Raw genomic sequence first — 10,452 nt, forward strand, 5'->3', positions numbered from 1 at the left:
TCTCGACACAGCGCAACGACGTTGTGAACGAGCGCGGCGAGACCCTGATGCAGTCTACTGCCAACAACGGCCAGATGCTCTCCGAAGACGTCTGGTTCGCAAAGAACTAATCAAACAAATGCGGGAGGGAACACGCCCTCCCGCAGACCGTTCCTCGACGGGGGTAGACAAAAAAGCGACCGGAAACGGTCGCTTTTTCCTTTTTCGGATGATGACTGCGAGGCCGAGAGCACGCCTCGCATTCGCTGAAACACTCGACGTGCTCTAGATATTTGATTTGGCGCATTTCCGGACGGCGAACCGGTATCCACTTCGCCTGTAAATGCTCTAGTTGAAGAGGGCCTGACGCTCTGATTCCGACAGTTTTTCCAGCGGGTCCGCATCGGAGTCGCCAGCTTCGATTTCCGTCTGCTCCCAGTCTGCGTCAGCTTCAGCTTCAATTTCTGCTTCGACGTCGTCCGCAGCATCATCTGCCGATTGTGTTTCCGCGTCGAACAGCTTGTCGATTTCGCTCTCATCCAGAATGTCGTCGCCGCCGAAGTCAGCGTCTGCCGCTTCTTCGGCTTCCGCTACGACTTCTTCTGCAGCTTCAACTTCTTCACTGGTTTCGTCTTCGGCGAATGCGTCATCTGCTGCCGCATCTTCTTCCGCATCCATGCTGGCAAACATGCTGTCGATGTCTGCCGCATCCATCGGTGCGCTCATGTCCATGTCGCCGGTGTCGACGGCCATGTCGTCTTCAGCCGGGGTCTCGGCAGGGGCATCAGCGCCGCCTGAGGCAGCATCGAGCGCGGCATCAAGGACGTCGGCGCTCACATTCATCAGCTCATCGATATTGTCCTGGGAGACGCCTTCACCTTCCATCTGCGGACCATTCAGCAGATGGGCATCGGGACGGGTGTCTTCCGGCGCGACCATATCTTCTTCGGACACTTCACCAATGCCCCAAAGGCCAATGATGTAGTTGATCCGGCTTTCCAGATATCCGAGAACCTGAACCACCTTGTTGGTTCTCTGTCCGGTCAGATCCTGGAACGAGCAGGCCATGAAGATTTCTGTGGCTTTCTCGTCGATGATGTCGCAAACGGCGTTGTCGGCACCATTTTCACGCAGGGTCCATGCTTGTTCCTGGATCTGTTCAGCAGCTTCCAGGATGGTCTGCGTCGCACCTTCGGTGTGCTTCACAATCGCATCAAGTTCCATGGAGGCGTTGGTAAAGCGGTTGCTGCTTTCGCCTTCGGCCTTGATGCTGGAGATTTCGTTTTTGGTGCGTTCAATGGCTTCGGCCATATCGGCGATATCGAGCTTGATATTGTCGATATTGGGAACTGTCTTGCCTTGGCCGACAGACTTCTCCAGACGCTTGATAGCCGCAAGGATTTCCTGGGTTTCCGGTGTCCGGTTCCGCCTTACGAATTCGTTAAGAAACCGACGGCCACGGTCGGATTCCAAGAGTGTCTGGGCCAGGGTCTGGTATTCCGCTTCGCCAATCTGTTCCGATTGATCCTGGGCAGCTTCACTTTGCATATGGGACCGTTTCTCAGCTTGCTTTGCCAAAAGAGATGCCGTACGTCGGGCGCCTTCTTACTCAACGTACTTCGAGAATCGTTAACATCCCTTTAGGTCGACGAACGGAATTGCAATTTATGGTTTCATTCGACCGTCTTTTATTTGCCGGAGTTGGTTCTCTATTCGCAAGCCACTTTCTTGCGTATGGCCTTTACTTGCCATTTTTACCATTGGTCCTCGAAAGCCGCGGCATTTCCTCAGAAGAGATAGGTTTTATTCTGGGGCTTTCTTTGGTGGCGCGAATTTTGGCCGGCCCGATCATGACGAATTTGTCTGATCGGGGCGGCAGAAGACGCCGATCCATCTTTTTCTACTCGGTGCTTGCAAGTCTGGTGCCCGTCAACCTGTTTTATCTGCAGGGCTATTGGGCCGCCGCAGTCTGCGTCATTGTCCTCACCATTCTCTGGGCACCGATTGTCCCGCTTTGTGATGCGTATGCGATTGATGCGGTGAAGAAGGCGAATGCCAATTACGGGCGCATGCGGCTTTGGGGTTCGCTTGCCTTCGTTGCTGCCAATATCGGAGGCGGGGTTCTGGTTGCCGAGGGCAATCCCGACCGTATCCTGCTCTGGATAGCCTTTGTGACCCTGCTAACCGGCCTTGTAGCTCTCGGCCTGCCGTCGATGGCCGGGGCGCGGTCTCCCTCTGGTGAAGAAGAGAACAGTGGCGAGAAGGCATCGGTCTTTCGCCAGCGCTGGTTCTGGGGTTTCATTTGCGTGGCTGGTCTGCTTCAGGGTGTTCACGCCGCATTCTACGGGTTTTCATCGCTCTATTGGTCGGCCAGTGGGATCTCTTCGCAAAGCATCGGGATTCTCTGGTCCATTGGCGTTGTCGCCGAAGTCGTCCTGTTTCTGTTCGCCAAGCAGCTGGATGCGAATATTCGCCCGTTGACCTATCTGGTTCTGGCCGCTGGTGCCGGTGTGGTGCGTTGGTCACTCTTTCCCTATGCGGAAGGGTTTGCGGCCATCGCGGCGCTACAGGTTCTGCACGGCCTGACCTTTGGCGCAGCCCATCTTGGCTGCATCCTCATACTCGGCCGGATTGTGCCGTCGAAATGGGCGGCGACGGGGCAGGGGATGATGGGAACCTCGGCGGGCTTACTTACCGCCATTGGCATGACGGTCAGTGGGCCGCTCTATGCGCTTTCGCCCAGCTATGCCTTCTGGCTGATGGCCGCGGGTTCCGTGGCTGCTTTGGTGAGTCTCTTGATCATGCGACCGCTTTTGCAACAGCGCATCAACGAAAGCCCGCAAACCGGGACCTAGAGCACGTCTCGCATTCACTGAATCACTCGACGTGTTCTAAATATTTGATTTGGCGGATTTCCTGACAGCGAACCGGTATCCACTTCGTCTGGAAATGCTCTAGAAAAAACGCGTGGCAAGGCCGTCCAGAGTGTCAGGCTTTGCCACGCGTGTTGCAGAAAGATCAGCCCCAAAGATCGCGGGGTGGGGGATAGAGTGTACTGCCTTCAAAACGAAGGGCAGGAGTACGATCCTCTTCCAGAAGCAAGGGGCCGTCGAGATCGACGAAGTCGGCGGGCTGGGCGACATAGACGGCTGGCGCCATCGCCAGCGATGTACCCAGCATGCAGCCGACCATGACCTTGAAGTCCAGTTCGCGGGCACGCCTTGCCATGACAAGCGCTTCCGTCAGGCCGCCGGCCTTGTCCAGCTTGATGTTCACCGCATCGTATCGGGCTCTGAGTTTTTCAAGGTCCGCGCTGGTGTGCAGGCTTTCGTCGGCGCAGATGGCCGCCGTGCTCGACAGGCCTTCCAGAGCATCATCTTTTCCTGCAGGCAGAGGCTGCTCGATCAGGGCAACGCCTGCGCGATCACAGGCTTCCAGATTGCTGTGAAAACAGCTCTCGTCCCAGGCTTCGTTGGCATCCACGATCAGTGTCGAATTCGGTGCAGCTTTGCGGACAGCAGCGATGCGCTCGACGTCGCCTGGACCGGCCAGCTTGATCTTCAACAGCGGGCGATGGGCCGCCTTCAGCGTTGCTGCCGCCATGTCTTCTGGTGTGCCGACACTGATTGTGTAGGCAGTGGTCAGCGGCGACAAGTCACCGGTGCCAGAGAGAGCCGCCACAGTCGAACCAGCAAGTTTGGCGTCGAGATCCCACAAGGCACAGTCTACCGCGTTTCGGGCAGCGCCTGCGGCAATTGCCGGCTGGAGACCTTGACGATCAAGTCCGGACGCCAGCTTTGCCTCAATCTCCCGGATCTGCCCCGCGACGCTTTCCAGACTTTCGCCATAGCGCGCATAGGGAACGCATTCCCCGATGCCGGAATGCTGGCCATCTGTGATCCGAATGGTCAGGACTTCGGCATGGGTGCGCCGACCGCGGGAAATGGCAAAGCCACCGCCCGCGATCTTGAAGCGTTGCGTTTCGATCTCGATGCGGCGTGTCATGGCGCGCCGTATTCGGCTGCGATCTTGTCGACCATCACATCCATGCCGAAGCGGACCGGGTCCGTTGCCGGAAGACCGAACTCTTCGCCGATCTTGGCAAGATATGCCCAGGCCTCGTCTTCATCGAGGGACGTGGTGTTCACTGCAACGCCGATGCACTGAATGTTCGGGTTGGTGAGTTTGCCGCACTGAATGGTCAGATCAATCACCTGACGGATGCTGGGAAGAGGCGTTTCGACGCCGCGCATTTTTGTGCGGCTTGGTTCATGGCAGACGATGAAGGCGTCCGGCTGTGAACCATGAAGCAGGCCGAGGGTCACCCCTGCAAAGGACGGGTGATACAGCGAGCCCTGACCCTCAATGATCTGCCAGTGGTTTTCATCGGTTTCCGGCGACAGCCATTCAGCAGCTCCTGCGATGAAGTCGGCAACGACCGCATCAAGCGACAAGCCGCGCCCGGAAATGAAGACGCCCGTCTGGCCGGTTGCGCAGAAGGAGCTGGAATAGCCGCGCTGGTTCATGGCGCGATCCATGGCGAGGGCGGTGTATTTCTTTCCGACCGAACAATCCGTGCCAACGGTCAGGATGCGCTTGCCGGCGCGCTTCGTTCCCTTGCCGGTTGCAAAGGTCTGGTTGCTGTGGCGCACGTCATGCAGCTTGCGGCCATTGCGCTCGGCAGCTTCCCGGATTGCGTCGATGCTTCCAAGACGAACGTGAAGGCCGGAGGCCACATCGAGACCCGCATCCAGAGCCTCGACCACGGAGGCAATCCAGTGATCGGGCAAGCGACCGCCTGCGTTCACTGCGCCAATCACGAAGGTCTTCGCACCGGCCTTTGCACCTTCGGCAATTGTGGTGTCCGGCAACCCGGTGTCGGCAGCACAGCCGTCGAGGCGAATCTGGCCAAGACACCATTCGCGGCGCCAGTCGACAATGCCAATTGCTGTCTTGGCGGCTAGGGCATCCGGAACATCGCCAAGAAACAAGAGATAAGGATGTGCGATTTCCATTTGTACTGATTCCTCCATGTGCCAACGGCTTGCGGCTGGACGGTATGTGTTCCCGTCAGATATACGGGGGATGTGATTTGTGCGGCAAGAGGGCTAATGCTCGGTTATGGCGTTTCTGGAAACCAACGCGCCCCCGGAATTCTGGGTTAGGGATGATGCCGGAAACCATCAGGTGTTATGCCTGAAGGGCGACTGGACGATCAGCACTTTGGCCGCTGCCGAGAAACTCGTCAATGATATCAAGGTCGATCTTCATCGTCTGACCTGTATCGACACGTCCGGTATCGGCGAAATCGACACGAGTGGAGCGTGGTTGGTCCACCGGGTTCGCGGCACTCTCGAGTTCAAGGGGCGCAGGGTCGAGCTGACGGGGCTGACAGATGTCCGAAAGGCGCTTTTCTGCCAGATCGAGACACACCATCCGCCGCGCTACAAGCCGGAAAAGCATCCGTTTTCGATCGTCGGGTTTCTGGAAGAGACGGGAAAGCAGGTAATCAACGTTGGCAAGGATGCCTTCGCGATGCTGCATATCCTTGGCTCGCTTGGTGTTGTTCTGACGACGGTTCTCTTGCAGCCGAAACGGCTTCGGGGCATTGCTGTTGCCGTTCAGTTTGACAAAACCTGCATCGGTGCTGTTCCGATTGTCGCCTTGATGAGCTTTCTCATCGGGGCGATCATTTCCCAGCAGGGCGGTTTTTATCTGAAGCAGTTTGGCGCGGACCTCTATGTGGTCGACCTCGCCGGCATCCTCGTGCTTCGTGAAATCGGGGTGATTCTGACGGCGATCATGGTTGCTGGCCGATCGGGTTCGGCTTTCACCGCCGAATTGGGCGCCATGCGGATGCAGGAAGAGGTCGATGCGCTGCACGTCATCGGCTTGAGTGTTACCGAAGTGCTGGTCCTGCCGCGTATTCTGGCTCTTATGATAGCGCTTCCCGTTTTGACATTCATTGCCGACATGTCTGCACTGGTCGGGGCGGGGCTGACGACCTGGGTATATCTGGATATTCCGCCATTGGCCTTCTTGAACCAGCTTCAGGCTGCGATCACCCCTCAGACCCTCTGGGTCGGTCTGGTCAAGGCACCTTTCATGGCCATGATCATCGGTCTGATCGCCTGCGTCGAAGGATTGAAGGTCGGCGGCTCGGCTGAATCCCTGGGGCGCCACACGACGATGTCAGTTGTAAAAGCCATCTTCCTCGTAATTGTGGTCGATGGTGCTTTTGCCATGTTCTTTGCGGCCGTCAACATTTAGGGTCTCGGGATGACGGTAGTGGAGACAATTGAAAACGAAGATGTGTCGGCTCCGGCTGAGGACGTGATTCTGGCGGTGCGCGATGTCTCGGTCAGTTTCGGGTCCAAGAAAGTGCTCGACAGCCTGGATCTGGACGTCCGGCGGGGAGAAGTTCTAGGCTTCGTTGGAGGGTCCGGCACTGGTAAGTCTGTGCTGATGCGGTCGATTCTCGGTCTTGTTCCGCGTCAATCCGGGCGTATCAAGGTCTTTGGATATGATCTGGATGGGGCAACGGAGAGCCAGCGACTTTCGATTGAGCGGCGCTGGGGGGTGCTTTTCCAGCAAGGGGCCCTGTTCTCGTCGCTGACGGTCAAGCAGAACATTCAGGTGCCGATGCGCGAGCATCTGGAACTTTCACCTCAGCTGATGGATGAACTTGCGACCTTGAAGCTGGAGCTGGTCGGTTTGCCGCAGGATGCTGGGGACAAATACCCTTCGGAACTTTCGGGAGGCATGGTAAAGCGCGCCAGTCTGGCGCGTGCGCTTGCACTTGATCCCGATCTGGTATTTCTTGACGAGCCGACGTCGGGGCTGGACCCGATCGGTGCAGCGGCATTTGATACGTTGATTGCAAATTTGAGCAAGCTGCTTGGTCTGACGGTCTACATGGTGACGCATGACCTCGACAGTCTGCATTCGATATGTGACCGGATAGCTGTCCTTGGCCACAAGAAGGTCTGGGCCATTGGCCCTATGGAAGAAATGATGGTGAACGATGACCCGTGGATCAAATCCTACTTCCGCGGTGCTCGGGCGTTGAAACGGGTATAGGAATCACGAGTTAGATGGAAACCCGCGCAAATTACGTAGCCATCGGTGCTGTCATGGTCGCCACTCTTCTGTTGGCGTTCATTTTCATCTACTGGCTGGCCCGAACCGCAGAAACGCGCGAGAACGTCTTTTTCGACATTGTTTTTCCGGCGCCCGTTACCGGCCTTCCCGTTGGTGGGCAGGTGCTGTTCAACGGCATCAAGGTTGGTGATGTCAGCAAGCTGAATTTCGACAAGACGGATCCCACGAAGGTGATCGCCACCGTGCGCGTCAAGCCGGACACGCCGCTGCGCGCCGATACAAAGGCGACCCTCAACTTTACCGGTCTGACCGGCATTGCCTATGTGGACATGAACGGCGGCAGCCTCGATGCCCCCATGTTGTTCAACGGGATTGATACAGATGAGGGGACCTATCCGGTCATTTATGCCGAAAAGTCCCTGTTTGATGACATCACTGGCGGCGCACGCGACGTTTTGCATCAAGCGGAAACGACACTTGCTGAAGTCGAGATGCTCATCTCTGAAAACAGGCCGGTGATCGTCAATACCCTGAAGAATGCCGAGACCTTTTCTGCAGCTCTTGCCTCGAACTCCGAAGGCGTTTCGCAGTTCATGTCGAGCATTTCAAACGCTACGGATGCTTTCGTGAAACTGTCTGCGCGCATGGAAACCCTCGTTGCAGAAGGCGAACGCATTCTGGCAGCGGTTCCGTCCGACAAGGTTCATGAAATCGTTGACGATGTCTCCGTCTTCACGAAGAGCCTTGGCGATGCAGGGCAAAAGATCGAGCTCATGATGGCCGATGCGCAATCTGCGGCCAAGGAGCTGGAGCAGTTCACCGTCAGTCTGAATGCGCAAATCAAGAGCGTGGATGCCATAATCTCAGCGGTAAATCCGGAAGATGTGCGACAGGTCGTGGCTGGTGCAGGGGCTCTTGGCAAAGTTCTGGAAGACCGCAAGGCGGAGCTGGACACACTTGTCGCGTCCACATCCACGACCATGGATAATCTGGCAGCTGTCTCCACGACACTGCGCGAGCAGGACAAGAACCTTGCTGCAGCGATCGAAAATGGCAAGGCCGTGCTTGAAAAGGCCGACGCCATCATGGCCCGGGGTGTTGAAATCGCAGATGCGGTTGATCCCGCCTCCGTCCGCAATACGGTCTCTTCCGCAGAGGCCTTTGCCAATAACCTCAACACCTCCCTTGGCCGGGTTGATGCCATTGTTGCAGCTGTTGATCCGGCAACGGTCCAGACCGTTGTCGATGATGCGGCGCAGATCGTGGCAAACTTCCGTAATCAGGAAAACCAGATCAACGAGATCATCACCGCGACCAAATCCTCTATCCAGAACATCGAGGCGGTCACTGCAACGGTTCGCGGTGAAGAAGATCGCATTGTCGGTCTCATTGATGATCTGAGGGTTGCTTCCGTCCAGTTCACCGAGACGTTGGCGAGTGCTGACACGGTGCTTGGAGCAATCAAGCCGGAGCAGGTTGCCAACATCGTTGGCTCTGTCGAGAGCGTCACAGGCGGGTTGGCCGGTCAGAAGGCGAATATCGACGAGATCATCCTTTCCGCGCGGGCAACGGCGGAGAATGTCCAGAAGATGAGCCGCGATCTGGCAGCGCGCACTCCGGATGTTGATCAGATCATCACCGATGCGCAGCAATTGACGGCCAACTTGAATGCCACATCTGTCCGCATTCAGGGGATTGTTGACAATGTCGGCACCATGGTTGACGCGGATGGCGAAGGCTTGATCAAGGAAGCGACCGCAGCCGCTGCAGCCATTCGCAAGGTGGCCGAAGCCTTTGAATCGCGTGCCGGAACAATTGCCGACGGGCTGGCGAAGTTCGCAAATCAAGGATCTTCCGACTTTGCGGCTGCCATGGAACAGGTCAATCGGACACTCATTTCCATCCAGCGCGCGGTGGAGAGTTTTGACCGCAATCCGCAGCGGGTGATATTCGGCGGCGAGCAGGTGCCGACCTATACGGGTGGAAACCGGCGTTAAATTGGGAACTGATCCGGGGCACCGGTCAGTAACGGGTAAAAGGTTCTTGGGTTGATGACGAGCAAATCCCGCATGATGGGACGGCGCAATGTGCTGATCGGGCTTGGAGCAGGTCTGCTTGTGTCCGGCTGTGCTGCCGGCGGACCTGCTGCCCTTTATGGTCTGAGTGCAGGCAGCGCCGAAATTCAGGGCCGTCCAAAAGGTCGTCAGGTGCTTGTTCCGCGCCCACGCGCAGTCAAGGCGCTTGATACCCAGTATATTGCAGTGGTTGATCGCGGGCCCGTCTACAGCTACTTTCCGAAGGTTTCCTGGGCGGATGCATTGCCGAGCCTTGTGCAGACCAAGGTCGTTGAGACCCTTCAGAACACAGGCCTTCTGCGCGGTGTCGGCCTGCCGGGTGACGGCCTGCTGATTGACTATCAGCTGCAGATGGAAATCCGGTCGTTTGAAATCCAGCTCGCCAATGCCGACAAGGCGGTGGTGGAAATCTCCGCGCGGCTGGTCAATGACCGGAATGGCCGGACCGTTTCCAGCCGGATCTTCAAGAGCGAAGTGGCAGCGTCAACGGCGTCGCCCGACAAGGCTGTCGAAGCCTTGAACCGGGCAGCTGATCAGGTGTTTGCCGATATTTCTGCCTGGACCATCCAGAACGTTTGAGCTGAAAGCCTTGTCGTAAAAGGAAATACTCGGGTCGAGGCGTAGATTTCACGCTCACGAAACCCTTTTCTCTTTCCAAGACACGGGCTAGTTTCATTTGAAACAAGACTCGATGCAGCCGGGAAGACATATGACAGGTTCGAAACTGGAGACGAGGTCAGAGGAAGCGGATCTGCCGAACTTCGACCTTCAATCATTCTTTCCATACCTTGTTCGCGTCTTTTACTCGGATGTTACCGCTGCCCTCGCTGAAATCTATACCCGCGACCACGGTTTGACGCCGTCTGAATGGCGCACGATGGCCATTCTCGCTGAAAGCGGGAAGATACCTGCAACGGAAATCGTCGAACGGTCGAGCATGGACAAGGTGTCGGTCAGCCGCGCCGTCAAACGCATGCACGAACGCGGACTGCTGGAAAAGTCCTGCAATCTGGAAGATGGCCGAAGCACGCTGCTTGCGTTGTCATCGAAAGGGCGCGGGGTCTATGGCGACATCGTTCCGAAAGTCCTGCAGGCGGAAAGCCGCATGCTGAAAGGCATCGGAGACAAGGAGTTCCGGACCTTCCTGCACGTGATGAGCAAGGTCCGGGATAATCTCTCCTAGCGCAGTCTTGCCTTTATTGGTTCGACCTAGCAGGCTGCTGAACAACGCCTTGCGTTTGCGCAATCTCAGTCCTGCGGTTTGATTTTGGACGGTTTGAGCAGCCGCGGGCGCCGG

9 protein-coding genes are annotated in these 10,452 nt (G+C 57.0%); 6 read left to right on the forward strand and 3 right to left on the reverse strand.

All coding sequences use genetic code 11. From position 1 onward, the window contains the following. Positions 1 to 327 precede the first annotated feature (327 nt). The gene (locus F0155_RS22665; RefSeq protein ID WP_150526851.1) at positions 328 to 1,527 is read right to left on the reverse strand and encodes a protein phosphatase CheZ; all 1,200 of its coding nucleotides are present in this window, start codon (positions 1,525 to 1,527) and stop codon (positions 328 to 330) included. A 119-nt stretch (positions 1,528 to 1,646) separates the two neighbouring features. On the opposite strand from F0155_RS22665, the gene F0155_RS22670 reads away from it, so the two are divergent. After that, positions 1,647 to 2,834, forward strand: a complete 1,188-nt coding sequence (locus F0155_RS22670; protein WP_150526852.1) for an MFS transporter — start codon at positions 1,647 to 1,649, stop codon at positions 2,832 to 2,834. A 163-nt stretch (positions 2,835 to 2,997) separates the two neighbouring features. On the opposite strand, the gene dgcA is transcribed toward F0155_RS22670, so the two are convergent. Then, positions 2,998 to 3,984, reverse strand: coding sequence for an N-acetyl-D-Glu racemase DgcA (gene dgcA / locus F0155_RS22675; RefSeq protein WP_150526853.1), 987 nt, complete (start codon positions 3,982 to 3,984; stop codon positions 2,998 to 3,000). Beyond that, a complete protein-coding gene (gene dgcN, locus F0155_RS22680) occupies positions 3,981 to 4,994 on the reverse strand; it encodes an N-acetyltransferase DgcN (protein ID WP_150526854.1) in 1,014 nt (337 codons plus the stop codon). The genes dgcA and dgcN overlap by 4 nt, the downstream gene beginning before the upstream one ends. 106 nt (positions 4,995 to 5,100) lie before the next feature. Between dgcN and F0155_RS22685 the strand changes: the two genes are divergently transcribed. The 5 genes from F0155_RS22685 (at position 5,101) to F0155_RS22705 (ending at position 10,338) form a co-directional block, all read left to right on the forward strand. Further along, on the forward strand, positions 5,101 to 6,249 hold the full coding sequence (locus F0155_RS22685; protein ID WP_150526855.1) for an ABC transporter permease: 1,149 nt from the start codon (positions 5,101 to 5,103) through the stop codon (positions 6,247 to 6,249). Between the two features lie 9 nt (positions 6,250 to 6,258). Next, positions 6,259 to 7,059, forward strand: a complete 801-nt coding sequence (locus F0155_RS22690) for an ABC transporter ATP-binding protein (RefSeq protein WP_150526856.1) — start codon at positions 6,259 to 6,261, stop codon at positions 7,057 to 7,059. A gap of 14 nt (positions 7,060 to 7,073) precedes the next feature. Next, a complete protein-coding gene (locus F0155_RS22695) occupies positions 7,074 to 9,077 on the forward strand; it encodes an MlaD family protein (RefSeq protein WP_150526857.1) in 2,004 nt (667 codons plus the stop codon). Positions 9,078 to 9,131: 54 nt separating this feature from the next. After that, positions 9,132 to 9,734, forward strand: a complete 603-nt coding sequence (locus F0155_RS22700) for an ABC-type transport auxiliary lipoprotein family protein (RefSeq protein ID WP_208999422.1) — start codon at positions 9,132 to 9,134, stop codon at positions 9,732 to 9,734. Between the two features lie 130 nt (positions 9,735 to 9,864). Continuing rightward, complete coding sequence (locus tag F0155_RS22705) at positions 9,865 to 10,338, forward strand: MarR family winged helix-turn-helix transcriptional regulator (protein WP_150526858.1); 474 nt, start codon at positions 9,865 to 9,867, stop codon at positions 10,336 to 10,338. Positions 10,339 to 10,452: the final 114 nt, after the last annotated feature.

The sequence above is a fragment of the Roseibium sediminis genome (assembly GCF_008711325.1).
GTDB classification, from domain to species: Bacteria; Pseudomonadota; Alphaproteobacteria; order Rhizobiales; family Stappiaceae; genus Roseibium; species Roseibium sediminis.

Bases quoted from the DNA above. Each gene is read 5' to 3' on its own strand.
- F0155_RS22665 (WP_150526851.1), bottom strand. From the start codon at position 1,527: ATGCAAAGTGAAGCTGCCCAGGATCAATCGGAACAGATTGGCGAAGCG.
- F0155_RS22670 (WP_150526852.1), top strand. From the start codon at position 1,647: ATGGTTTCATTCGACCGTCTTTTATTTGCCGGAGTTGGTTCTCTATTC.
- dgcA (WP_150526853.1), bottom strand. From the start codon at position 3,984: ATGACACGCCGCATCGAGATCGAAACGCAACGCTTCAAGATCGCGGGC.
- dgcN (WP_150526854.1), bottom strand. From the start codon at position 4,994: ATGGAAATCGCACATCCTTATCTCTTGTTTCTTGGCGATGTTCCGGAT.
- F0155_RS22685 (WP_150526855.1), top strand. From the start codon at position 5,101: ATGGCGTTTCTGGAAACCAACGCGCCCCCGGAATTCTGGGTTAGGGAT.
- F0155_RS22690 (WP_150526856.1), top strand. From the start codon at position 6,259: ATGACGGTAGTGGAGACAATTGAAAACGAAGATGTGTCGGCTCCGGCT.
- F0155_RS22695 (WP_150526857.1), top strand. From the start codon at position 7,074: ATGGAAACCCGCGCAAATTACGTAGCCATCGGTGCTGTCATGGTCGCC.
- F0155_RS22700 (WP_208999422.1), top strand. From the start codon at position 9,132: ATGACGAGCAAATCCCGCATGATGGGACGGCGCAATGTGCTGATCGGG.
- F0155_RS22705 (WP_150526858.1), top strand. From the start codon at position 9,865: ATGACAGGTTCGAAACTGGAGACGAGGTCAGAGGAAGCGGATCTGCCG.